General features: G+C 49.5%; 25 protein-coding genes. 9 read left to right on the top strand and 16 right to left on the bottom strand.

Annotated features, from left to right (window positions below; all coding sequences use genetic code 11):
- Nucleotides 1-80: 80 nt before the first annotated feature.
- Nucleotides 81-524: a hypothetical protein gene (locus KNQ03_RS11260; RefSeq protein ID WP_041255063.1), complete on the top strand. Its 444-nt coding sequence runs from the start codon at nt 81-83 to the stop codon at nt 522-524.
- Between the two features lie 48 nt (nt 525-572).
- On the opposite strand, the gene KNQ03_RS11255 is transcribed toward KNQ03_RS11260, so the two are convergent.
- The 4 genes from KNQ03_RS11255 to KNQ03_RS11240 all read right to left on the bottom strand — a co-directional run bounded on the left by KNQ03_RS11255 (nt 573) and on the right by KNQ03_RS11240 (nt 4,196).
- A complete protein-coding gene (locus tag KNQ03_RS11255; protein ID WP_064300102.1) occupies nt 573-1,916 on the bottom strand; it encodes a S8 family peptidase in 1,344 nt (447 codons plus the stop codon).
- A 49-nt stretch (nt 1,917-1,965) separates the two neighbouring features.
- Nucleotides 1,966-2,379, bottom strand: a complete 414-nt coding sequence (locus KNQ03_RS11250) for a hypothetical protein (RefSeq protein WP_023467922.1) — start codon at nt 2,377-2,379, stop codon at nt 1,966-1,968.
- A gap of 59 nt (nt 2,380-2,438) precedes the next feature.
- On the bottom strand, nt 2,439-3,131 hold the full coding sequence (locus tag KNQ03_RS11245; RefSeq protein WP_029341394.1) for a hypothetical protein: 693 nt from the start codon (nt 3,129-3,131) through the stop codon (nt 2,439-2,441).
- A gap of 69 nt (nt 3,132-3,200) precedes the next feature.
- The gene (locus KNQ03_RS11240; protein WP_231681707.1) at nt 3,201-4,196 is read right to left on the bottom strand and encodes a potassium channel family protein; all 996 of its coding nucleotides are present in this window, start codon (nt 4,194-4,196) and stop codon (nt 3,201-3,203) included.
- 68 nt (nt 4,197-4,264) lie between these two features.
- Here KNQ03_RS11240 and KNQ03_RS11235 point away from each other — a divergent pair, with 68 nt between their 5' ends.
- From KNQ03_RS11235 to KNQ03_RS11225, 3 genes are all read left to right on the top strand, one after another.
- The gene (locus KNQ03_RS11235) at nt 4,265-4,492 is read left to right on the top strand and encodes a DUF1659 domain-containing protein (protein WP_023467919.1); all 228 of its coding nucleotides are present in this window, start codon (nt 4,265-4,267) and stop codon (nt 4,490-4,492) included.
- A 36-nt stretch (nt 4,493-4,528) separates the two neighbouring features.
- Nucleotides 4,529-4,735: a DUF2922 family protein gene (locus KNQ03_RS11230; RefSeq protein ID WP_214724717.1), complete on the top strand. Its 207-nt coding sequence runs from the start codon at nt 4,529-4,531 to the stop codon at nt 4,733-4,735.
- Nucleotides 4,736-4,824: 89 nt separating this feature from the next.
- Entirely contained in the window at nt 4,825-5,718 is an 894-nt protein-coding gene (locus KNQ03_RS11225) for a hypothetical protein (protein WP_023467917.1), read from the top strand.
- 101 nt (nt 5,719-5,819) lie between these two features.
- On the opposite strand, the gene KNQ03_RS11220 is transcribed toward KNQ03_RS11225, so the two are convergent.
- The 4 genes from KNQ03_RS11220 to KNQ03_RS11205 form a co-directional block, all read right to left on the bottom strand.
- Nucleotides 5,820-6,890, bottom strand: coding sequence for a hypothetical protein (locus tag KNQ03_RS11220; protein WP_214724715.1), 1,071 nt, complete (start codon nt 6,888-6,890; stop codon nt 5,820-5,822).
- A gap of 12 nt (nt 6,891-6,902) precedes the next feature.
- On the bottom strand, nt 6,903-7,721 hold the full coding sequence (locus tag KNQ03_RS11215) for a hypothetical protein (RefSeq protein WP_133208128.1): 819 nt from the start codon (nt 7,719-7,721) through the stop codon (nt 6,903-6,905).
- Nucleotides 7,718-8,398 (bottom strand): ABC transporter ATP-binding protein, encoded by a 681-nt coding sequence (locus tag KNQ03_RS11210; protein ID WP_058712861.1) that lies wholly within the window; start codon nt 8,396-8,398, stop codon nt 7,718-7,720. The genes KNQ03_RS11215 and KNQ03_RS11210 overlap by 4 nt, the downstream gene beginning before the upstream one ends.
- 303 nt (nt 8,399-8,701) lie before the next feature.
- On the bottom strand, nt 8,702-9,136 hold the full coding sequence (locus KNQ03_RS11205; RefSeq protein ID WP_231681706.1) for a hypothetical protein: 435 nt from the start codon (nt 9,134-9,136) through the stop codon (nt 8,702-8,704).
- A 225-nt stretch (nt 9,137-9,361) separates the two neighbouring features.
- Between KNQ03_RS11205 and tnpA the strand changes: the two genes are divergently transcribed.
- Nucleotides 9,362-9,766, top strand: coding sequence for an IS200/IS605 family transposase (tnpA, locus tag KNQ03_RS11200; RefSeq protein ID WP_214724767.1), 405 nt, complete (start codon nt 9,362-9,364; stop codon nt 9,764-9,766).
- Nucleotides 9,760-10,851, top strand: a complete 1,092-nt coding sequence (tnpB, locus tag KNQ03_RS11195; RefSeq protein ID WP_214724713.1) for an IS200/IS605 family element RNA-guided endonuclease TnpB — start codon at nt 9,760-9,762, stop codon at nt 10,849-10,851. Before tnpA ends, tnpB begins: the two co-directional genes overlap by 7 nt.
- A gap of 175 nt (nt 10,852-11,026) precedes the next feature.
- Here the strand turns inward: tnpB and KNQ03_RS11190 are convergent, their stop codons facing one another.
- The gene (locus tag KNQ03_RS11190; protein WP_214724711.1) at nt 11,027-11,701 is read right to left on the bottom strand and encodes a CPBP family intramembrane glutamic endopeptidase; all 675 of its coding nucleotides are present in this window, start codon (nt 11,699-11,701) and stop codon (nt 11,027-11,029) included.
- 107 nt (nt 11,702-11,808) lie between these two features.
- Between KNQ03_RS11190 and KNQ03_RS11185 the strand changes: the two genes are divergently transcribed.
- The 3 genes from KNQ03_RS11185 to KNQ03_RS11175 all read left to right on the top strand — a co-directional run bounded on the left by KNQ03_RS11185 (nt 11,809) and on the right by KNQ03_RS11175 (nt 13,996).
- Entirely contained in the window at nt 11,809-12,492 is a 684-nt protein-coding gene (locus tag KNQ03_RS11185) for a lytic transglycosylase domain-containing protein (protein ID WP_023467911.1), read from the top strand.
- Between the two features lie 15 nt (nt 12,493-12,507).
- Entirely contained in the window at nt 12,508-13,089 is a 582-nt protein-coding gene (locus KNQ03_RS11180; RefSeq protein WP_023467910.1) for a DUF1643 domain-containing protein, read from the top strand.
- 106 nt (nt 13,090-13,195) lie between these two features.
- Nucleotides 13,196-13,996, top strand: a complete 801-nt coding sequence (locus KNQ03_RS11175; RefSeq protein WP_214724709.1) for an SMI1/KNR4 family protein — start codon at nt 13,196-13,198, stop codon at nt 13,994-13,996.
- 75 nt (nt 13,997-14,071) lie between these two features.
- Here KNQ03_RS11175 and KNQ03_RS11170 read toward each other — a convergent pair whose 3' ends face one another.
- The 7 genes from KNQ03_RS11170 to KNQ03_RS11140 form a co-directional block, all read right to left on the bottom strand.
- A complete protein-coding gene (locus KNQ03_RS11170) occupies nt 14,072-16,447 on the bottom strand; it encodes a glycoside hydrolase family 31 protein (RefSeq protein WP_214724707.1) in 2,376 nt (791 codons plus the stop codon).
- 153 nt (nt 16,448-16,600) lie between these two features.
- Nucleotides 16,601-18,124 carry a cardiolipin synthase gene (locus tag KNQ03_RS11165; protein WP_214724705.1) on the bottom strand — a complete coding sequence of 508 codons (1,524 nt, stop codon included), beginning with the start codon at nt 18,122-18,124 and terminating at the stop codon, nt 16,601-16,603.
- Nucleotides 18,125-18,235: 111 nt separating this feature from the next.
- On the bottom strand, nt 18,236-19,357 hold the full coding sequence (locus KNQ03_RS11160; RefSeq protein ID WP_214724765.1) for a GTP-binding protein: 1,122 nt from the start codon (nt 19,355-19,357) through the stop codon (nt 18,236-18,238).
- Nucleotides 19,358-19,833: 476 nt separating this feature from the next.
- Nucleotides 19,834-20,718, bottom strand: a complete 885-nt coding sequence (locus tag KNQ03_RS11155; RefSeq protein WP_214724703.1) for an alpha/beta fold hydrolase — start codon at nt 20,716-20,718, stop codon at nt 19,834-19,836.
- Between the two features lie 19 nt (nt 20,719-20,737).
- Complete coding sequence (locus KNQ03_RS11150) at nt 20,738-21,184, bottom strand: DinB family protein (protein WP_214724701.1); 447 nt, start codon at nt 21,182-21,184, stop codon at nt 20,738-20,740.
- Nucleotides 21,177-21,695 carry a GrpB family protein gene (locus tag KNQ03_RS11145; protein WP_214724699.1) on the bottom strand — a complete coding sequence of 173 codons (519 nt, stop codon included), beginning with the start codon at nt 21,693-21,695 and terminating at the stop codon, nt 21,177-21,179. The genes KNQ03_RS11150 and KNQ03_RS11145 overlap by 8 nt, the downstream gene beginning before the upstream one ends.
- A gap of 90 nt (nt 21,696-21,785) precedes the next feature.
- On the bottom strand, nt 21,786-22,523 hold the full coding sequence (locus tag KNQ03_RS11140) for an acetoacetate decarboxylase (RefSeq protein WP_133208109.1): 738 nt from the start codon (nt 22,521-22,523) through the stop codon (nt 21,786-21,788).
- Nucleotides 22,524-22,536: the final 13 nt, after the last annotated feature.

Genomic DNA, 22,536 nt, shown 5'->3' with positions numbered 1-22,536 from the left:
TTCTCGTTTTATAAACGAAAAAGTTGCGTCCCTGCCTCATTTCACGGTATAGTACAAGAGTTCAGAAGGGGGCATGCAGTATGAAAAAACGACGCTCTGGTACGAACCGGCGAACGGTTCGCAAGTTGACATTCCTGATCGAGATCGATGAGATCAAGGCACTTCATCTGCGAAACGGCATCTTCGCCTTCTATCGTCAAGGAGAGCTCATCCACGCGTTCGAGCCGTTCAACGTCAAGGCGCCCGATGCACTCTCAAAACGTAGCTATCATTTCGATCAACACGATATCTTGCTTATGAATGAACGTTTCCCTGAGCAAATCCCGTTGTATGATAATGCGATGACGTTACGCTCTTGGGCCGACCAGGTCGCTTATGGTTTATACCAATTGATCGATTCCAGTCGTCTGTCGTTCGTCCATGAGGATGACACAGGATACAAGATGGAAGCGATGATTACGTGGACTGGAGAGGCATTAACACCTCCGACGCCCGTCTATAAAAAAGGAAAAGACCCGAAGTAATCTTCAGGTCTCGTACGGCGCTTCCCACTCGGTGGGAGGCGCTTTTTTTTATTTCACTGTCAGGAGTCGTTCGACGGTCCGCGTATGGCGTCCACCGGTCGTCGTAAAGACGAGCTTGTAAGCCCCCTTGTCTTTCAACTTATACGTAAACTTATGCGTCCCGTTCGTTAAATTCGATTGCGTGAACGTCTTGACGACCTTCCCGTCCTTATAAAGACGTGTCGTCGTCTTCGCACTCGCGTACTCATCGAAATAGAATGAAAACAGCTGATTCGGCTTGACCGTTGAAGGCAACGAGATCTTCGAGATCGGTGCCGGTAACGTCGCCAAGATTCCGGCGTTCAAGCGACCCGTTCCGTAATGCGACTTCGTATCGCCTGATTTTTTCGTCGCTGCCGCATATAACTTACTGCGCATCGTCGTGTTCGAGACGAACGGATTCTTCGATTTTGCGAGTGCCAGTACACCGCTGACGACTGGTGTCGCCATCGACGTTCCGTCCAAGTAGCCGTATTTATTCCCGACGATCGTCGAGTAAACCCCTTCACCCGGCGCCATGATGTTGAGTCCTTTGCCGTAGTTCGAGAACGTCGAGGCACGACCGAGCGTCCCGACTGATCCGACGGCAACGACTTGACTCATCGAGCCTGGGAAAAGGACTTTCCCCTTCCCGTCGTTCCCGGCTGCGCCGACAACGAGAATGTTTTTCGCCTCTGCTTTTTTGATCGCGGACTCCATATATGGATCGTATTCATATTGTCCGAGCGACAGATTGATGACATCTGCCCCTTGCTCGATGGCATACAAAATACCGTCGCCGATATCGATCGACCCGGCATATTCTCCGTCAAAGACGTCCGCCCCAATCAGTTTGACACCAGAAGCGACACCGACGATTCCTTGACCGTCTTCACGCGCCCCGACGATCCCCGCGACATGTGTCCCGTGATCATCTGGTTTGCGAATCCCGGAAATCGTCGTCGTTTTATAGATGACATCCTTGAACTCACGGTGTTTCGTATCGATCGCGTCATCGATGATCGCAACACGAACATCCGATTTCCCGCGGCTGTACTTCCAGTAAGCCGGAATCCGTGACTGATCGAGGTACGTTTGCTGGAACTGGGCAGAATCCGTTGCTTTTTTGACGTCCGTGATCGGAATCAAGTCGGCGTCGATATCCTTTTCTTCGAGGTGCGCAAGGGGCTCGACGAGTGAGAATCCTTTTTGTTTCAGGGCACGAATCTCGGTCAGACCTTGATTCGCCAACCATTCTTGTTTTTGTTGTTCTGTAAATGTTGGGTCGTATTGTACGTATTGAGACTGCGCGAAAGCAGACGTTGGCATGGCGACGATTGTCGCTAGCGTGAGTAGTGCAAGTTGCTTTTTCATGGGAACCCTGCCCTTCTCTGTTTACGCGCCGACCGAAGAATCGTCTGGACTAAAGCGGAACCGTACCGTCCGGTTCTTCGCTGACTTCAAAAGGAATGATCTTTCCGATCGTCACGTAAGCATAATAGCGTGCAAGGACCGCACGCCAACGCGTTGCATCGATACCCGTCAGGTCTTCACCTAACGGGGAACCGTCGAACGTCTCGAACTGTTGGCAAAAGAATGCTTCCTCTTCTTCATGCCACGTTACTTCTTCGCCGATGAACCCGGTCGAAAAGCGGACGAAGTCCGCAATCGAGGGTCCAATCACTTCTGCCGGCAAGCGTTCGCTCATCCGTCCGACCAGTTCATACCGGTCGCGTTGTGCTTGTTCCGCTTCTTCAATCGAATGACACAGCAGCACTTCACGATTTATTTCTACTAACACGACATAGTCACCACTCGGTAAATTGACGTGAATCATCCCAACACCCCTTGGATTGGATTCGTGCGGCTTCTAGGTGTCATTTTTTCTTCGATAATTTATAATGTCCATTTTCGATCAAATGTTAATTCAATCGGCTCGTTATCTTTCGACTTTAACATAACGACCCGTGTCGTTTCAATTTGATCGACGAGATCCGCTTGACGAAGAGACTGGATTTCCTTCGACGAACCAGCTTCAATCCGGTCTCTATACGGGGCAAGCAACTCTTGTTGATTGCTTGCGAGTGCGTACCAGGCAAGACGGGCGAACGGTTCATCCTTTGCTGTCTCGAGCGCGTAGCTCTCAAAGATATCTGGAAGATAACTGCTAAATTGATCGAGGGCGTCAATCCGTTCTGCAACGTCGAGAATCGTTAACCAACTCGGGAGTGACAGCAAGGATTCACTTGACCACCAGTCGAGTAAATCAACATGTTCTTTAAGTAATTGCTGCGCTTCTGGTCGATCGATCATATGTTGTAGGGTCTGGATGAGTTCGTTCCAGGCAAGTGACCAGTATTCCTCTGACGGATTAGCTGAGAGGAAGAATTGACGATACACCGTCAGTAGTTCCGAAACGTCCGTTAATGGTTCGACTTCCAATCGTTGATTAAAACGACTAACTGCTTTTGTAAAATAACTTGGTTCAAGCGTCAATGCCATATAGAGTAATTTCGGTGCATTTTTAATTTCGCCTTGATCGACCGTCTCAAATAATTCTTGGATCCATTCTGGTTGTGGTTGTGTCATAATCCTTTTCCTCCGTTTAGTAAATTTGTTTACTATACCCGAAAAAAGATTAGTTGAATCATGCCCGACCTAAATTGCTCCGATTCGTTGGGCGGTTTCCTCCGAACATAAGACGATCAGCGTGCCATTTTTCGGAATCGGTTCGTCGAGACGTTGGTTCAAATCCAGCCGCTTCCCGTCAGATAGAATCGTCACCCCTTCTTCCAGCAAAGCGTGAAACGCATCGCGATATGTCGCCCATTCCGGTCGTGTCGGAATCGAGAACATTCCCTCACCATCCTTCGTCAATAGATTCGTCACGACTTTCGTTACGCCAGGATGATGGGACGCGAGGATCGCCATCCGGGCAATCGTCTCGTCACCGAGCAATACCTCATCGACCTTGACCTGTTCAAAGCTGTCGAGGTGTTCTTCGAGCATCATCTCGACGATCGTATAGATGTTCGGATTCGCCCGTTCGATGCTTGAAGCGATTAACAGTGTCCTTCCGTCAGCGTGGACCGGCGGAATCGAATGATCCGCGAGGACGATCGCGCGGACCGCCTTTTCGATGTGTGCTCGCTCAAGCGTCGACGTCAGCGCCGGATCACCACAGACGTAATGGAACCGGGGGTGACTGAATGGCTCTCGCTCTAGATCGTCGACGAGGACGACATCCGTATGTTCGAGCAATGACTCAATGACGTGCTTCGAACGCCGACTGTAACCGAAGACGACCGTATGCCCTGTTTCCTTCACTTGTAACAACCCTCTTTCCTTTTGATTACGAATCAACTGGACACCGTCGACCAGTTTTGAGATCAATCCACCGACGATTCCGATCCCGAAGATGAAAACGAAAATCGTCAGAATCCGACCGGTATCCGAGTTCGGGAAGAAGTCACCGTATCCGACCGTGACGACGGTCGTCATCGTCCAGTAGACGGCGCGGAAGTAGGACCCGAACGTCTCCGGCTCAAGCGCATACATGATGCCCGCGACACCGAAGACGAAAATTAAGGACGCATACCCGAGCGTCCGCATCCGTAGAAACGAGACTTTCCGTAAAAAACGTAACCAGACCATGTTTTTTTCATTCCTTTCGAACAATCCGGTCTCTTCCCCTGTCAATAAGGGCGAAGGAGGTGATACACATGACACAAGCAGAAGAAATCAAGACGAGTCTCGTCATCGTCTTCGAGCGTAAGGACAAGGTGACAGCGAACGGTGATGCTGTCGTCGCTCGCCGCCGCTACAACGGCTTACGTTCGAATCTTCCAGCAGACGTCGTCGCTTCGATCGGGCAATCGATCGGCAGCTTACTCGACGGACGCTACGCGCTGACGGAAATTAGCCGTGACTACGCTTTACTAAAGGCATAACCCATCCTCTACATTTCATGAAAGGAGTGACCATTGATGGAACATACGATCATCCTGACGTTCGATACGGTGACGAAAAAACCGTATCGCTTACGCATCGCTGGTGCGAAAGAGAATGCGACCGTGGCTGAGATTAAAGCAATCGGTGACTTGTTCGTCGCCCATGACCCGTTCATGAACGGTGTCACACGTCTCGCGTCCGCCGAATTGCAAAACAGTTCGGAATCGGCATTCGTCTTGTAAGCTTTTTCAGTCCATCGTCACGGGATTACGTGACGATGGCTTTTTTTTGGTATACTAGAAACATCAACCAGCTGAAAGGAAGTCAATTTATGGCCAAACGCCCACTCACTCCTCGCGAATGCGAACTCGTCGTCTGTAGTCTCTACGTAATGGAACTCATCCCGTTCGAAGGCATCATGGAACGTCTCGAATCCATTACGCTCCGAGACATCATCGGCCCCGTCGCACGTGGTGAATCGACGCGGGAGCAAGCTGCTGACGCGCTTGACCAGTACATCAAGGTCCGACGTCGCCGGTTCCGCAACGTCCCACCGGAACATCTGTGGTCGCTTGACGACCGGATTGAACAAGAAGCACTGCGGATGATCCGCAAGCGTTCGCCGCTCTCGGCAGGAGAAAAGCTCCAGCCGAAAGCCATTCCTCATGAAATGGGGGATACGGTCGAGATGAAAGTAACCGAAATCCAGGATCGCAACAACAAAGTGACCTTGATCGGAAAAGTCGGTAATGTCACGGCGAAGCTCCCGGTCGCGAACCGTCAAGCTTATAAGGGCAATAAAACGATCTCCGCCTGGATCACGGGTGTCGAGAAGAAACCTGCCTTACTTCATCTGTCGACATCCGACTACGGCAAACATCAGCCGTCAGAAGACGTCAAGGCAGCGTATGCAACTGCCGTCGCCGCGTTACGTCGTTATTTCGAGACGAACGAGCTCCCGACGACCGAAGAAGTCGATCTCGCGAAATCACTGTTCCAACGGATGATCCGTCGCGATCAGAACGATTGGTTCACGGTATACGTCGCGATGGGTCGCCCGCAACTCGATCACGTCCGGCGCTGGGTCAAGGTCATCCAGATGCTCGCCCGCTCCCTGCGCGGGGACGAGGAAGCAACACAACAACTCGCTTCGCAGGAAGATCGTTTTTTCAAGGATGCCTTATTGCGTGCCTGTAAAGCAGCAGAGAAAAACTTCACGTCTTGATGCTTTCGCCTCACGACGTATCGATTCCTAGTCAAAACGAAAAAAAGAACGCTTCGGACCGGATAACTTTTTCCGGTGCGAAGCGTTTTTTCATTCGTAGATCATTGAATCGCAAAATCATAGATATGCGTTCCTTTTTTATGATTCGCATCTTTGATTTCACCTTGATACATCAGTTGTTCATTCTTCAGATCGATCACAGACACTTGGAATCCTGCGTTCGTCTCTGATGAGAGATAGAGCTGCATCTCGTCCGTCGAATCCAACCAATCGATTTTTTTCAAAACAAGCGGACTGCTTACGCTATGCTCGGATAATCGTTTCGTTTCCAAGTCGAACATTGACCATTCGATTCGTTTCGTCTCCCCTTCCGGCAGACGGAATCCGATTAAATAACGACCGTTCGCATAGGGGGTAAACCCGATTTGTTGCTGATTCAACTCCTTGATGGACTGAACGCTTTTTCCGTCATCGAGGAAATAGGACTGCTTAACGTTTTCATCTTCGCTGTCGGACTTTTGTTCCGTGTAGACGATTTCATTTCGATAAATTGCTAAGAATTGACGAGAGTGTTTAGGTGCTATAGGTTTTTGAAGAATGATTTCTTCGACCCGATCGCCTGCTAAATCAAGCACAAGGAGTTTCGTTTCCATGGGCTGATCGACACGATCAAGTTGAACATAGACCTTCATCGCCTGTTTATCGACGACACTTGCTTGTAAATCCATCCCCGTCTCAAATTTCGTATCATACTTAAATGTCTTCTCGAACATTTCCTCTGTCTTGAACGTAAACATCTTAAATTGTAGTTTATTGTGTTTAATCTGAATCGCATATTCCGATTGCCCATCCCCACTGACATTTGTTTCCATTTTTGTCGTGAACTCATAATATTTGTCTGGTAAATCCGTCACTCTATCCTTACGGAATAGTTGTCCGACGTAAGAGTTTGACTGTTTTTCGATGTCTCCATTTGCATTGGCATCATAAATCGTCGAACGCATTCCTTTCGTCTGTAAACGTAAATTAAAATTTTCTACTTGCGAAGATTTCCCACTGATGGTCTCGAGGGAAAAGTCTGCGCTTTTGATTGACAGTGTATAGCCGATGTAGCTTCCGATTGTTATGAAAATGATCAATCCATAGATCAGGAGTTGTCGATATCGCTTCATGAAGTCTCCTCCTTAAACGGATAGTCGCGTCTGGACTAGCCGCAGATTTTTGTATGACACGTATAACGTTAATAGTACGACGTATCCGAAATAAAATTGCATATGCAGTTGACTCAGGTTGCTTGAAATAGCTGACAATGCTAAGCCTAAAATGATATAACCACCAATCAGAGCAACCCCGTGTAATCCGACTAGCAAGAACGCTTTTCCTCTTCGAAACGACCGCTCAAGTAATACTGTCATGAAGACGAACGAGATGACGATGAATGTCATTAGTAAAATGAATAAAATGTCAGTTGGGTACATCGTATAGAACAACTTCATGTAGAAGGAGTATTCGTTGATGCTGGCTGTGACCTGTTGAGCATCTGGCAATAGCCATAAGTAAAGATTGCGACTAAGTAACAACAACACCCACTGAATTCCGATCAAACTCGTAACGACAAGTAAAAGTGCCGTCATTTTCGATGCAACAATCGCCCGACGTGATCCCGGTAACAATAGTAGTCGGTAGATGTATTTCGTCTCGCCCACCCAGTCGCGATACCAAATCCAGAACGCGAACAAGAGAATCATCCCCATCGCTAAAACAATGATTGAATCGTAAAAATCCGTTGCCTGTGCGAAGGTCAACGCACCACCTGCTTGTGCAATTGCGTCCATTTCTGAAATCTGATCGATCCGCATCGTTTTCTCGATCGTGCTTTGATAATCGTAAATCTGATAGAGCAGTGACGCGATTTCTGCGACGATCAATCCTGAAATCAACAACATCAGTAGTTTCGTACTTCGTTTCAGTTCTTCATTTGTTAATAACAACCAGCGTTTCATCCTTGATATACCTCCCGCATCCGGTCCTGGACCGATTGATGATGACGGCCGCGCAGCTCATCCGTCTCTTTGACTTCGACGATTTTCCCGTCCCGCAAGAACAACACTCGGTCAATCACCTGCTCAACCTCGGCGATCTCGTGAGTCGTCATCAGGATACTCCGTCCTTCCATGAACTCACTTGAGAAAATCCAAGCGATTTGTTCTTTCATGAAGAGATCGATTCCTGCGAGCGGTTCGTCGAGTAATATGTACGGTCGATCGAGAGCGAATCCTAAGACGAGATTGAACTTCGCCTTGTTCCCTTTTGATAAGTTTGCCATTTTATCCGTCGTAAACAGCTGGAACGTCTGCAGCAACCGTTCCGCTGTCTCTTGATTCCAATCTGGATAATGATCCGCCATATACGCGAGCGCTTGTCCGATCGTCATGTAGCTCGGCATCGTCTGGAGATCAGGCACGAACGCGATCTGGTCGCGCGATGTTTTGCCGTCGACCGTCACCGTCCCGGCATCTACCGGAATCAGACCGAGAATTGCTTTTAAAATCGTCGACTTCCCTTCCCCGTTCAAGCCGATCAGACATGTCACTTCGTTTAGACCGACAGAGAACGTCACGTCACGTAAGACGTGCTTCTTTCGTCCGTATCGTTTTTGTAGCCCCTTCACTTCAAGCACTAAACTTTCCCTCCTTCATTATCACCATTGTATTAAGACAATAGTACATCTGTTAACTGTATGGTACATGCCATACAGTCTAGCGTCAACCTGTTTTTTCCTGCTATCATCCAGAAAATGAAAAGGAGCCGGACAAAAATGTCCGACTCCGCGAGTATTTCGACTTCGTTTCTACTTTTTATGACCGGAAGAAAGGAGAGCGATTTGTTCACTCGAAATCACTTCCCAGGAAAACGATTCGAGATGAACAAAAAAAGAGAGGACGCCCTAATGGACGGCCTCTCTGAACACGTGACTGGTGTTTCAATAAATATCAATCGTTGACTCCAGTGCCCGGCATGTCCGACGCACAGTCGGTAAGAAGTCGGTCCGTTTTGCGACACCGCCTTCAATCTGGACATGCTGAATGCCTTTCGTCCGCTGCATCGCTGTTAAGACGGTGACCAGCTCGATGAACCAATTCGAGATCAGTTCGACGACCTGTTCGTCAAAAGCGGCAGCGCCATACACATCATACCCGTTCTCGCAGAGATGGTTCGGGAAGCGGGCTTTGAACCGATGAATCAAAGTGTCTGTCGTCGGAATCAAAAATTCGTCGTAGACGACACGTTGTTCGGCATCAAGCGTTTGTTCTGTCACACCATCCATCATTAAATGTGGCTGATTGCCGATATTCAATGTCCAACTCGTCTTCTTTCGCTCGCCAGTGGAAGTGATCGTTCGCATGGTTTCATCCATCTCCTTTTGATGTGTAAGCGTTTACCTTCTCATTCTACCTGTCATTTGACCTGTTCTGCAACCGTCAACTTGACCAATTTAACTAAATCAGGCGAGAACTCTCTCCTCTAAGCACCTAGGAACGAAGCCCGACGTAGGTGGAGATTAATCACCCGTCTTGGCAAGAGTGTATTCGTTCGATACAATCAGTGTAACCAATCAAAAGGACTGATATATCAGTGAAAAATAGATACAAATAAGCATTCAGTCTTCCTTCTGAACTACCCTCTCGTCTTGGTGATTAAATACAGACGAAAAGTAATCGACGACGCTATATCCGAGTTTGCGAGACAGACGTTCGAAAGGATTGGCGCGTCATACCACATTACACTCACCGAGTGGAACCATAACAGCGATCATATCCAAGTATTGTTCAAAACCCATCCGAATACAGAGATATCGAAATTTCTGAACGCATACAAGAGTGCGAGCAGTCGGCTGATCAAACGAGACTTTCCAAACATCAAGAGACAATTATGGAAAGAAATATTTTGGTCTCGAAGCTACTGCCTTATGACGACTGGCGGTGCGACAATCGATGACATCAGGCAATACATCGAAAAACAAGGAAAGGAGTGGTCGCTTTGCTGAAGGCGTACAAGTTTCGATTATACCCGACGAAGCTGCAACAAGAATACTTCTTGAAGACGTTCGGTTGTGTCCGTTTCGTCTACAACAAGATGCTCGAAGAACGTATCCGAATGTATGAAGAGTCGAAGCTGAACCCCAACGCAAAGCAGAAGCTCCCGACCCCAGCGAAGTATAAGCCCGAATTCCCTTTCTTGAAAGAAGTTGATAGCTTGTCTCTGGCGAATGCCCAGATGGACTTAAATAAGGCATATGACAACTTCTTCCGCGACAAATCTGTAGGGTTTCCGAAGTTCAAATCGAAACACAGCGACCGCGCCTCCTACACGACTAACAATCAGAACGGTAGTGTCCGCATCGAGAACAACAGGGTGAAACTTCCTAAAATTGGCTTCGTGAAGTTTAAACAACATCGTTCTTTTCAAGGTATCATCAAATCCGTGACGGTCTCGATGACAAAGACAGGAATTTTTTTCATCTCCATCCTCGTGATTCAAGACGAAGAAAAATGGATTCCTGCTAAAAGCAAGATTGGGATTGATCTTGGCTTAGAACACTTCGCTATCATGACGAATGACGAAATGATTTCTGAGAAGATTGACAATCCTCGTTTCATTCGAAAGTCAGAAGAGAAGATCAAGAAGTCGCAGCGCGCTTTGTCACGAAAGAAAATCGGAAGCAGAAACCGAGAGAAGGCGAAAGTCATCCTTGCCAAGAAACACGAGAAAATCGCCAACCAGCGTAGAGACTTCCTCCACAAGCTGTCAAAACGGATCGTTGACGAGAACCAAGTCATCGTCGTGGAGACGTTGAGATCGAAGAACTTGATGAAGAACCACAAGGTCGCCAAATCCATCGGGGATGTCAGTTGGTATGAGTTCATCCGACAGTTGACATACAAATGCAAGTTCTATGGACGAACGCTCATCAAGGCAGACCAATGGTACTCATCGACTCAAATCTGTTCTTCTTGTGGAGTAAAAGGCGAGAAGAAACAGTTGGATGTCCGTGAATGGACGTGTACGTGTGGTGCTCATCATGATCGAGATATCAATGCGAGCATCAACTTGTTGATGTTGGCTGACTAAAAAACCTTCAGGGCAGGGACTTGCCCGACGAGCTTGGTCAAAAATCGTAGCTAGTAAAAGTACGGTCTTCCCAAGAAGCTCCCACTTCAATTTGAGAAGCAAATAAGTGGCGAGTAGTTCACACGATGACTTCGCTTGACATTCAGTCTACCAAATTCAACGCTTTTTGACGATGTCAGGAATTAACATCGTCCTTATAGATGTAGACGGCAACGAGGTCGATCAAGACATGGATGATGATCAGCGGCCAGAGTGTCTCGAGCGCTAGATACAAGTAGCCGAATCCCGCTCCGATCAGTCCTGTCACGAGAATCGCGAACCACCCTTGATAGCGATGGGCAATCCCGAACAGGATGGCACCGATCCAGACGAAGCTGACTTCAGAGAACGGTAAAAATAATCCAAGCGTATGGAAAAGAAACCCGCGATAGATCAACTCTTCCGTCACCCCTGCCATTAGCGCGACCATTTGGAACCCGGTCCGCTCCTCTTTCGTTCGCGGCAGAATCAGTTGTTCCGCCTCACTTTGATAGAGCGGCAATAAACGTTTGCGAAACGCTGGAACGGTCGCTGTCAAAAGCAAGACGATACAGAGAAAGACGATCAGTCCGATCGTCGCGTACCAGATTGGTCCACTTGGGACAAAAAACGTCAAGCCGATTTCCGGTAACAGCGTACCGCTGACCAGCGTGCCACCGACGAGCAACAGACATAAGATACCGCTCGACTGGACCATCGAGGGGTAGAATTCCTTGCGTGGGACGATCGTCAAGTCGACCGGTCGGACCGCTGCGATGATTGAAAGGACGACGAGCAATCCGAGTAAAAATCCATTTACGAAGAGATACATGACTTCGACTCCTTTTTTGATTCCACACTCCCGTCACAGAAAGTGCTATTAGACCCTACTAAAATATGATACCATTCAGTGGAATCCTATACAGAGGAGAGAACAATATGCGAAAAGTTTTTCGAATCAGCATCTTGTTCGTACTGTTCGCCCTCATCGTCAGTAGCTTCATCTACTGGCAAAATCGGGAACGTGTTCAAAATGAAATGTATCGTACGTATTATGGACAGCATGGCGTACCTGCCGAGAACATCGACATCTACGAACAAGCCGCGGCACGTTACGGCATCGACTGGAAGCTACTCGCCTCCATCCATCGCGTCGAGACGATCTTCTCAAACTCGTCAGCGATGCAATCGTCCGTTGGCGCCATCGGTCCGTTCCAATTCATGCCGAAAACATGGGTCGGTTGGGGATACGAAGGTGGCACGTCGCTCGGTGACATCGAGCATGACGGCATCGACGTGACGGATCCGGAAGCCATCGAGAAATATGGTGGTCTCGGAGTGGACGCGGACGGCGACGGGAAAGCCGATCCGACGAGTCTCGTCGACAGCGCCCACACGGCAGCGAAATACCTGAACCAACACGATGTTACGAAGACATCAGACCGAGACACGCTCGCGACAGCACTGTTTGAATACAATCGCAGTGAACAATATGTTTCTGACGTGCTCGCCCAATATGATCGTTACCAGCAACACGTCGAGGCGATCGATGCGAACGACCTCGACCTCAAGAAGAAGACACTCGCATTCTTCCTTCGCATCAGCTCACGTTTGACCAATTAAAAGGAGGCACCACCCATGACACCAGCCGATTCTTCCGAACTCTTGATTGAGGAATCGTCGATCCGCGTCCAGACGACGTTTGATCGAGACAAGACGAAACGCTATTTACGCAGCTACATCTTTGACGACATCGCAGAAGGGACGCACGTCGCCGCTTTAATCTACACACCACGGACGACGGATGCCTTTCTCTCTGGAACGACGACACAACGTGCGTACAATTTGATGAAGAAGTATGTCAGTGACCCCGTCAAACAATATGACATCATCAGTTTGATGCCGGACCTGCTCGTCAGCGAGGATCTGCCGTTCGCGCAAGCGAGCTTCGATGAGACGAACTATGAGTTCGTCGCGAAGACACTTGCCGAAGTCAAAGCAAAAAATGGCGTCGTCCTCTGTGGCTGGGGATCGCCTGGTCGCCTGATGCACCACCTGCCGGCATATGAGGAACTGTTTGAGCAGTATGCCGACATCCTCTATTGCTCCGGCATCACGAACAAAGGCGAACCGAACCATCTACGCTTGACGATGGACGATAGCCCGATGATCACGTATAACGACATGAAACAAAAAGCGAAAAAATTGCGTCGTAAATGACGCAATGGACCCTTCCATAACGGCAAGGGTCCTTTTTTTGAAACATTTTCCATCAACTTCGCGTATAATCAAAGTCTACATATTACATAGCAAGGAAGGTCATACGATGCCATTTTGGGATGAAGAATTACAGGAAGAAACGATGATTTCAGTCAAAGAAACAGACATTAAACGAATCGAGCAAGCCGTCAACGGTCGACTCCCCGTCCGTTACCTTGAACAAATCCAAGAACAAAACGGCGGTGCTCCGGAAGCCATGGCCGTGATGGTCGAGTTCAAGAATACATGGTCGGACGAAGAAAGCGGATTGCACCTCCCACTCCGCTCCATGTCGTCATTGACATTCGAACGGTATCTAGACGAATTGTCGATCCTCCGAGAATGGGACATCGAGGGAAACGTCATGATGTTCGCGGAAGGAGAAGGTAGCTATTTTTGGTACTTCCACTTCACGGATGCCGCCGAGCCGACTGTCTGGTGCCTCGATATTTCAGATGAGACCACCTATTTCGTCGCGGCGACCTATGACGAATGGTTAACGAAGCTGAGTAGCGATGTTCCGGAAGTCGTCATGCCGGATGTCGTATTTCTGTCGTTACCTGAAATCAAGAACATCCTTCGTGGAGATGACGAAAACGAAAAACTCCTCGCCTACTCCCACTGGATGATTCTCGATGAAGAACAGGAAGAACTCATCGAAGCGTTCATGACACTGATCGAACGAAACGACCAGCCTGATTTCCTCGACTCCTATGCATATTACCTCATGGAAGTCTTGACGAACAACCCGGAGTTGTTAGAACAGAAACGAGATGACGTCACGACCTTGATCCTCAATAAAGGTGACGACCTCGATGCAGAAGACTTGCTATCTTGGATGGAAGAAGAGATAGACGAAGAGTTATGACCTCAACCATAAAGCCAGTATTCCTCGTCCATACGGATGACGAATACTGGCTTTTTCGCATGCCTATCCAATCATTTAAGACAACATCAACTCAAGCAGACAGTCGACGAGATCCTTCTCGAGTTCGAGTGCTTGCAACTGGTGCATCATGTTGACCGGGTCGAGCTTTTGTGACAGCAGACGGTACAAACGATCCTTCAAATCATAGCTGATTTCCGCTTGGTCGAGAAATGCATACAACCGGTCCATCTTATTCTCGTTCGTCGAGATCTCAACTTGGAGCGACAACGTGATCGTATCGGTCACTTCACCCAGTTCAACGCGAAGGGACTGCGTCGCATGATCATAGACGCCGGTGACACTCTCTCCGTCGCGCTGAACGTATCCTTCACGGACTCCACGTAAGATCAACGTAATCGAGCGGTTTTCGGGTAGCAAGTCACGGTGTCCGGTTGGTGCCGCGATCGTCAACTCACGTGCTTCCCAGTCGAGCGCAAACGTCGTCTCGACGTTGACACCGTCGCGGTGCGTGACACCTGTGCTATCGTCTTCGAACAACGTAAACCGGTTCGATGCTCCCGGGAAGACGACGACTTCGAGATCGTCCGGATTATGCAGGGCATTCGACTGTTCGAGATGACGACCGAGTGGAACAATCGCACCGGCTTTTGCGAGTACGCCTTGGTCTTCGAGATAACGGAACAAACGGATCTGCTTGCCGCCGCGGTACCGGTGCCCATTGAAGAAATCGAACCATTCCCCTTCCGGCAACCACGCTGTCGTCGCCGTCATGTGCAGTTTCCGGTGCATTGGTGTGACCATCGGCGCGACGATCAATTCCGTTCCGAAGTAGAACTGATTCGGAACGTTGTATGCTTGATCGTCTTCCGGATGCTCATAATACATCGGTGAGACGAGTGGCAAGCCGTCAAAGTGATTACGGGCATTCATCGTGTAGATGTACGGCACGAGCTGGTGCCGAAGTCGTAAATATTTCTTCATGACGTTCGACGCATCGGTCGAATAACGCCACGGTTCTTTCCCGTTGAAGATGCTCATCGTACTGTGCAGGCGCATGATCGGACTGAAGACACCGTACTGGAGCCAACGTGTCGATAACTCGTCATCTTTCTCTCCCCGTTGGTGCCCCCCGATATCATGGCTCCACCATCCATAACCGATGTTCGACGCTGTCGCTGTAAAATACGGCTGGAATTGGAGTGATGCCCACGAGATGATCGTATCGCCTGAGAAACCAACCGGATAACGGTGACTTCCGGGTCCCGCGTAACGTGAGAAGATCAACGGTCGATTGCCATCGCGGGCGATATCGAGCGCGTGATAATGATTGAGCATCCAGAGCGGATCAAGCCCTTTCATCTTCGAGTTCGCGCCCTGCTGCCAGTCGATCCACCAGAAGTCGACGCCATCTGCTTCGTGCGGATGATGCAGCTTCGTGAAGTAGTTCTCGATGAACGTCCGGTCCGAGAAATCAAATGGGATCCGGACATCCGATTCGGGATCGACGCCCATCGCGACCGCCATCGCCTCGTATGCTTCTTCAAACCCACGCACACCGTCCGCCGGGTGCAAGTTGAGCGTGACCATCCGGTCGTCATCCTTCAACCATTGTAAGAATCCGCGTGGATCCGGGAATAGATCACGGTTCCACGTATAGCCCGTCCAGCCACTTCCGTAGCGTTCCGGGATATCGGTGACGTGCCAGTCCATATCGATGACACTGACCGAGAACGGAATGTCTTCCGTCTTGAAGCGCGTCATCAAATCCTTGTATTCCTTCTCACTATAACGCCAGTAGCGACTCCACCAGTTACCGAGTACCTGACGTGGTAACATCGGTGTCGGTCCTGTCAGGTGGTAGAAGTCACGCAGTGCCTGTTTGTAGTCGTGACCGTATCCGAAGTAATAGATGTCATGCGTACCGGAGCGTCGCGGTTCGACGAAGTGGTCTTCCGTCAGGACGAAAGCGTTCGAGTCGTCGATCGCCGCGTATCCTTGTCGTGAAAGAATCCCTTCTTCGAGTGGGATGACGCCGTCCGCATGGTCAAGCGTCCGTGCCGTTCCTTTTAACGTCCGGAGCGGTCCGCCGAACGTATAGCGGCTGTAGTAGGTACTGAAGTTCCCTAAGACATCGATATAGAGTGTGTTCGCAGCGAACGGTCCCTTCGTATAATGCAGATGGACGTGCTCGGTGATGATTTGCAATTCTTCCTCGTTTTCGACGATACGGTAAGCAGGTACCGGAAAATCACGATTGAAGACCGTTTGGGTCGGTCGATCCTCGAACTGTCCATCCGCCGCGTACTCGAGTCGAATCATGCGACTCGTCAAGACCGTGAAACGGTAGACATCTCCTTGGATGATGGCGTCTGGTCGTGCTTGTGGTTTCATGTCGCGCGTGTAGAAATGGGATTCATCAATTGTTCGCATACGGGTTCGGGACTTACGCCCCTTTCACTTCCTTCCAGGCTAAGTAGTGTGCAACCGATTACACATCTAGTGTATAAGAGTTCATGTTCCCACTTCAAGGAAGAATGAACCAAAAAAACGTCCCACACCTGAAAATCGATGCGGGACGTTGCGTCATAATAAGGGTGAAATCAAGCGTGAGAGCGACTCAAAAATGCGGAAGCGGAGCGGACGTTTGACGTAATCATTCGATGATAACTGAATTGAGACATCGAAATCAGCGATGAAGTCACGCTCGAGCTGTTCCGTACTTTCTGTGTCATACAGGAACGCCATTAGTTCATAATTGAGAACAAAACTGCGAATGTCCATGTTTGCTGTTCCGACGGCACCGATCTTCCCGTCGACGAGAAACAGTTTCGCATGGATGAAGTGACGGTTGTACGTGTAAATCTTGACGCCGTCCTTCAGAAGTGGTCCGAAGTAGGACCGGGTCCCGTAATAAGACGTAAAACTATCGCCTTTACCCGGTGTCAGGATGCGGACGTCGAGTCCGGCACGTGCCGCGAGTCGGAGTAGCGTCATCGTCTCATTGTCCGGAATCAAGTACGGTGTCGCAATCCAGATCGAACGTTGCGCTGCGATGATCGCGGCAATCAACGCATTGCGAATCGCGGGATCCTTCGAGGTCGGTCCGCTCGTGACGATTTGAATCGCCCCGTCTGACGCCACATCATGTTTCGGGAAGTACTGGTGGATTGACTCATCCCCCGCAAACGTCTCCCATGTGTCATCCGATTCGATTTGGGCATAGATCCAGTCGTCGAGGAACGTCGCTTGTAATTCCTTGACGGCCCGTCCTTCGAGCCGCAAATGCGTATCACGCCAAAATCCGAACTTCTTACTCTTGCCGTCGTACTCATCACCGACATTTAGTCCACCGGTGAAGCCAACTCTTCCATCAACGACGACGATTTTTCGGTGATTGCGGAAGTTCGCCGTGAAGATGAACAAGGGACTCGAGATCGGATCATAGGCTGCGATATGCGCTCCAGCGTCGCGTAGCGGATGCAGGAAGTTCTCACCGAGCATATAGCTTCCGAGTCCGTCATACATGAACCGCACCGTTACTCCGGCTTCGAGTCGCTCCATCAACGCTTCACGAATTGCCTTGCCTGTCTCATCGTTCCGATAAATGTAGTACTGGATGTGGACATGATGCTGCGCTTGACGAATCGCGTCCAAAATCGCCGGGAACGTCTCTTCCCCGTTCGTCAGGATGTCACTTGCTGTATGAACGTCCACCCCGCCGCCACCGAAGTTACGAATCGTGTTCGCAAGCTTCAAGTGATTCGGTGGCAACTCACTGACAGCAAGCGACCGAACTGGACGAATCGCTTGCTTGAGCAATTTCCGTTCGTCATGCGAACGACGATTCCGACGGCGACGCCGTGGATTCCGACCGAACATCAACCAGATGATGACTCCGAGAATTGGTAAGAAAATCAGAACGAGGAACCAAGCGATCGTTGATTCTGCCGTCCGGTTTTCGATGAAAATGATCATGATGACGGCGAGCGGCACGACCGTCGCTGAAATCGTTAAGACATAAAATAAATAGCCGAGTTGATATAGTCCCCAAATGATGCCACCGGCGACTAAAAATACGAGTGCGAATTGTAAAATCCGGTTGCGCACATATTTTCCTCCTTCAATTAACATACCTTCACTAGTATTCTTTCCCCATTCACTATGAAAATATAACAAAAAAGAGAAACCGCAGATACGGTTTCTCGAAAGATTGACCTCTTATAAAAATGTTTCTTCGTACATCTCGCGACCAGGAATTGGATCATTCAATGACGCCCAGTCCGTTTCGTCTGCTTGGACGAGACACGCATCGAATAGCGCTTCGAGCTTCTCTTGTTCTAGTCCGATGCCGATCAAGACGAGTTCGGTCCGTCGATCCTCATCTGATGCAAAACGACCAGCGTATTCCATGTTCGACGCATATCCTGCCTGATGGAACAGCAATGCCATCTCGGGACGTGTCGCAAGGAACAAGAATCCCTTCGCCCGGACGACTTCTTGCGGCCAGTCTTCGATCAAGGCAAGCAAACGCTCCGGGTGGAACGGCACCTCGCGCTTGTAGACGAACGAGCTGATCCCATACTCTTCCGTTTCCGGAATATGTTCTTCCGCATTCAACTCACGGATCCAACCAGCACTCGCTGCCGCTTGTTCAAAATCAAATAGATCAACATCTAAGATGTCTGCCGGATCGACTTGACCATACGTCGTCTCGATCAAACGGCCAACTGGATTTAATGCCTTTAGATAACCGATGACGGTATGGCGCTCTTCCGGTGTCAGGCGATCGACTTTGTTCAAGACGATGATGTCCGCGAACTCGACTTGATCGACGAGTAGATCGACGACTTCGCGCACGTCTGTTTCATCGACTGCCTGTTTCCGTTCAATCAACGATTCACCGGATTCAAAGTCCTTCAGGAAGCGATACCCATCGATGACCGTGACCATCGCATTGATTTTCGTGACTTGTGATAAGTCGATTGCACTGTCCGGATCTTCGTACGTGAAAGTCTGGGCGACCGGAATTGGTTCCGAGATACCACTCGATTCGATGACGATACCGTCAATATCTCCTTGGTCGACGAGGCGTTTGACTTCAAGCAAAAGATCATCGCGTAACGTGCAGCAAATGCAGCCGTTCGAAAGCGTGACGAACGACTCTTCCGTTCGCGAGAATCCGCCTTGCTCAATCAATGCCGCGTCAATGTTGACCTCACTCATGTCGTTGACGATGATCGCGAGGCGGCGCCCTTCGCGATTATGTAGTAAATGGTTCAATAGTGTCGTTTTACCGGATCCAAGATATCCAGATAAAACGGTGATCGATATCGGTTGCATCATCATTCATCTCCTAAAACGTAATCGTTACGTTTTATAGAGTAACCGACTTTTTACCTGACGTCAATCGTAATGATTTCGATTTATTTTGTTCCCTAAAAAAGCCGATAAGCATCGACTCAAGGAGTAGACCAGGCTGACTCCAAAAAAATGACGCATCTTCTCACGCCCTTTCCTCAGGTGAGACACAAGCCAGTTTTCCTGCTTCCTTCAAGCAGGAAAGCGGGTCTTGTTTGTCTCTGACAGCGCATAATGCGCTTTTTCCTGTAGGAGTGGCGTGTGACGCGTCATTCTTTGTAGATACTGGCTTTAGAGTCAGCTCCGTCAGATATTCCGAAGCACAAGAAAAGAAACTTTTTTTCGCTCGGAATCTCTTCTTAGGGAAATACAAGCAGGAGCGACCCTACAACAAAGTGAAGCGGCGCGATGCTTGTCCCAAGAAAACGATTCGAGCGAAACGAAAAAACGTAACCTTACTACTGACTTTGAATCGGTAAATCCCATGTTGCCCCGATCAAATCCGTGATCCGCTCCGCCGCCTCGTGCGAAAACCCGGCAATCGTGTAATGATTCGTATCCGCAATCACATGATACATCCCGTTCGGTAAACTGTCGGCGAACGCAGCGTGAGCCGCATTGATTTGTTCGGTCAATGCCGGGTTCAACCAACTTTCCGGCATGCCCCCTGCCCAGTTCGAAGCGGACAGGACGAGGACCGGCTGTGTCACGTCTTCAAGCAACGAAAGAATCATCTGATTGTTCTCTTCGACCGATTGCCATTCATCGAGCGTCCCCCGCCAATGCCCGGGTGCTGCAAAATGCCGCCACATCGGTAATTGATCAGCTTCCGGTAAGACACTGAACATCTTTTTGCCCAGATGGTCAGGAATCATCCAGGCGATCGGTCGGACGTGACTAAGGAAATAGAGGAATCGATTCCACTCCTCTTGTGTTCGTTCGTACCAGTTCGGTAATGCTGCGTCGACATCCGGATGCGACGGATCAAGCAAGACGATGCCGCGTGTCTCGTCTGCAAACAATCGTCCACTTGCGAGCGAGATATAGGCGCCGAGCGAGTGCCCGATGAAGACGTACGGTCCTTCGACACGAAGCATCCGTAAGACGTCCGCGAGCTCATCTGCTTGATGCGTAAAGAGTCGTTTGTTTTTACCACGACTCGACCGACCATACCCGAGACGTGAATATTCAAAGACCCGTCCCCGCTTCAACAATTCGGTCCGTAGCCAGCCCCACTGGTGTCGGTTCGACATCATCCCGTGGTCGAGGACGAATGTGACGTCCCCACTTCCTGTCAGCCGGGTATCAAAGCGACCGGCTGATGTTTCAACGATATATTCCATACACTACCCCTACTTCCATTCATTCAAATAACGAAATCTCTAGCTCGTACCCAAGGATGTTCAAGTAATCAAATAACTGGGATCGATGATGATAGAGATGCACGGCTGCTTCGATTGCCCAGCCGTTCATCGAGTCGGTAACGCCCCAGTACGTCGGACGGGTCGTAAATCCGGTCGTGACTTTCTTCTGATAGATAGAAAACGCACGATTGATTCGTTCATTTAACTGATCGCGCGGGACCGGTTCCGTATAAAACGCCTGCATCGCTTCAGCCGTCGCCCCTTCTGCCAGCATCAAATCGGCTTCGAGTAACACAGCGAGATGGACGGCGACTTCACCGACGGTCCGTTTCCCGGGGATTGGCCGCGCGTCCCAGTCCTGCACCTCGATCTTCTCAAACAACGATTTCGCCGTCTTTACACCAACACCGACATGGCGAATGAGGGCATGTTCCCACTCAGTCATGCGCATTCCCCCAAGCGATTGCGCGGTGTTCGAGTTCCTTGACGAACGCATCCTTGCCGGCGATATAGGCTTCGATATCAAGCGGATATGTCGCCGCTAATTGTTCCTTTAATGCTCCGTAAGCAGTGGCTTCTTCTGGATGCGCACGCAAATAGTCCCGAAAGACGAGATGACGCTTGATTTCTGGATTTCCCGCCGCATAGAGATGGATGTGATGCGTCCGTTCGTCGCCGCCTTTTCGATAATAGCGGCGTCCCGGCATCCCGAACTCACCCTTCGCTTCGTAACCGAGCGCTTCCATCTGTGCGTCAAACTGCTCGATTCCCTCGAGTGTATCGACGACGGGTAAGATATCGATGATCGGTTTTGCTGCGAGTCCCGGAACTGATGTACTCCCCATATGATGGATCTGCTTAAGACGTGCTCCGAACACCTCTCGTAAACGGTCCGCTTCTCGTGAGTATGCACTCGCCCATTCTGATTGATACGGTAACACATTGACTTGTCGCATGGTCGTTTCCCCCTCTCAATTCAGTATGCCAGTTTTTGGGGTAAAACAAAACGACCATCCATTTTGGAGGTCGTTAATGTTAGAGAGTCTTTAATCCGTTAAATAATCATACAGTTTCGCAGGTCCACCAAGTCGAAGATCAGCGATGATATGCTGGGCATCGACGATCTTCCGAACAGGGAAGTCAGCGAGTGGTGCCATGACATGTTCGAATAACTGAAGTCGCGCCGGTCCACGGTATGCTTCTTTAATCTCAAGATCCGTGATTTGACTCCGCGTCAGCTCGGAGATGATCAACTCGCCTTGATAACCGCGATGCTGTTTGAGCATGAACTGCGGCGCACCGATGATCGATTGTGCTTCTTCGACCGCCATCGGAACATACTTGTATCCCATCGTCGCTTGGGCGACACGGAGTGAATGGTAGTCAAGCGTTCCAACGAGTACATCATTGTCGAGATAAAGCCGGGGTGAACCATACTTCTTCGGAAACGCAGCCACTTCACGACCAGAGGCGATCGCCGGCTGATTGTTGACATACATCGAGAGGTAAAACTCACCGACCTCTCCTTGATACCGAACCGGAATGACTTGCCCGCACTCGAGATAACTCCCAAGACCTGTGCTATCCGGCATGTTGATGATCTCAAACTTGATCTGATTACTCAGCACCTCGAGCGGTTCCGGAACGACTGCTTGTAACGCTTCGATGTCCGTCTCATAGATGATGTTCAAGTATTCCCGATTCCGAAAGAAGATATCGACCGCCGGAAAGACCGGTGCATTGATCGGTGTCGCGACGATATTTTTTACATCTTCCTGTCTCATCTGAATCCCTCCT

It is taken from the genome of Exiguobacterium sp. s143 (assembly GCF_018618895.1).
GTDB classification, from domain to species: domain Bacteria; phylum Bacillota; class Bacilli; order Exiguobacteriales; family Exiguobacteriaceae; genus Exiguobacterium_A; species Exiguobacterium_A abrahamii.
This window is presented reverse-complemented; position numbering and strand designations above follow the sequence as displayed.

What these genes read in the sequence shown, in the direction of transcription:
- KNQ03_RS11145 (WP_214724699.1), bottom strand. Translation starts at nt 21,695, where the DNA reads ATGCGACAAGTCAATGTGTTACCGTATCAATCAGAATGGGCGAGTGCA.
- KNQ03_RS11155 (WP_214724703.1), bottom strand. Translation starts at nt 20,718, where the DNA reads ATGGAATATATCGTTGAAACATCAGCCGGTCGCTTTGATACCCGGCTG.
- KNQ03_RS11190 (WP_214724711.1), bottom strand. Translation starts at nt 11,701, where the DNA reads ATGTATCTCTTCGTAAATGGATTTTTACTCGGATTGCTCGTCGTCCTT.
- KNQ03_RS11220 (WP_214724715.1), bottom strand. Translation starts at nt 6,890, where the DNA reads ATGAAGCGATATCGACAACTCCTGATCTATGGATTGATCATTTTCATA.
- KNQ03_RS11260 (WP_041255063.1), top strand. Translation starts at nt 81, where the DNA reads ATGAAAAAACGACGCTCTGGTACGAACCGGCGAACGGTTCGCAAGTTG.
- KNQ03_RS11160 (WP_214724765.1), bottom strand. Translation starts at nt 19,357, where the DNA reads ATGCAACCGATATCGATCACCGTTTTATCTGGATATCTTGGATCCGGT.
- KNQ03_RS11215 (WP_133208128.1), bottom strand. Translation starts at nt 7,721, where the DNA reads ATGAAACGCTGGTTGTTATTAACAAATGAAGAACTGAAACGAAGTACG.
- KNQ03_RS11205 (WP_231681706.1), bottom strand. Translation starts at nt 9,136, where the DNA reads ATGGATGAAACCATGCGAACGATCACTTCCACTGGCGAGCGAAAGAAG.
- KNQ03_RS11255 (WP_064300102.1), bottom strand. Translation starts at nt 1,916, where the DNA reads ATGAAAAAGCAACTTGCACTACTCACGCTAGCGACAATCGTCGCCATG.
- KNQ03_RS11185 (WP_023467911.1), top strand. Translation starts at nt 11,809, where the DNA reads ATGCGAAAAGTTTTTCGAATCAGCATCTTGTTCGTACTGTTCGCCCTC.
- KNQ03_RS11170 (WP_214724707.1), bottom strand. Translation starts at nt 16,447, where the DNA reads ATGCGAACAATTGATGAATCCCATTTCTACACGCGCGACATGAAACCA.
- KNQ03_RS11245 (WP_029341394.1), bottom strand. Translation starts at nt 3,131, where the DNA reads ATGACACAACCACAACCAGAATGGATCCAAGAATTATTTGAGACGGTC.
- KNQ03_RS11150 (WP_214724701.1), bottom strand. Translation starts at nt 21,184, where the DNA reads ATGACTGAGTGGGAACATGCCCTCATTCGCCATGTCGGTGTTGGTGTA.
- KNQ03_RS11180 (WP_023467910.1), top strand. Translation starts at nt 12,508, where the DNA reads ATGACACCAGCCGATTCTTCCGAACTCTTGATTGAGGAATCGTCGATC.
- KNQ03_RS11250 (WP_023467922.1), bottom strand. Translation starts at nt 2,379, where the DNA reads ATGATTCACGTCAATTTACCGAGTGGTGACTATGTCGTGTTAGTAGAA.
- KNQ03_RS11140 (WP_133208109.1), bottom strand. Translation starts at nt 22,523, where the DNA reads ATGAGACAGGAAGATGTAAAAAATATCGTCGCGACACCGATCAATGCA.
- KNQ03_RS11230 (WP_214724717.1), top strand. Translation starts at nt 4,529, where the DNA reads ATGGAACATACGATCATCCTGACGTTCGATACGGTGACGAAAAAACCG.
- KNQ03_RS11240 (WP_231681707.1), bottom strand. Translation starts at nt 4,196, where the DNA reads ATGGTCTGGTTACGTTTTTTACGGAAAGTCTCGTTTCTACGGATGCGG.
- KNQ03_RS11175 (WP_214724709.1), top strand. Translation starts at nt 13,196, where the DNA reads ATGCCATTTTGGGATGAAGAATTACAGGAAGAAACGATGATTTCAGTC.
- KNQ03_RS11225 (WP_023467917.1), top strand. Translation starts at nt 4,825, where the DNA reads ATGGCCAAACGCCCACTCACTCCTCGCGAATGCGAACTCGTCGTCTGT.
- KNQ03_RS11235 (WP_023467919.1), top strand. Translation starts at nt 4,265, where the DNA reads ATGACACAAGCAGAAGAAATCAAGACGAGTCTCGTCATCGTCTTCGAG.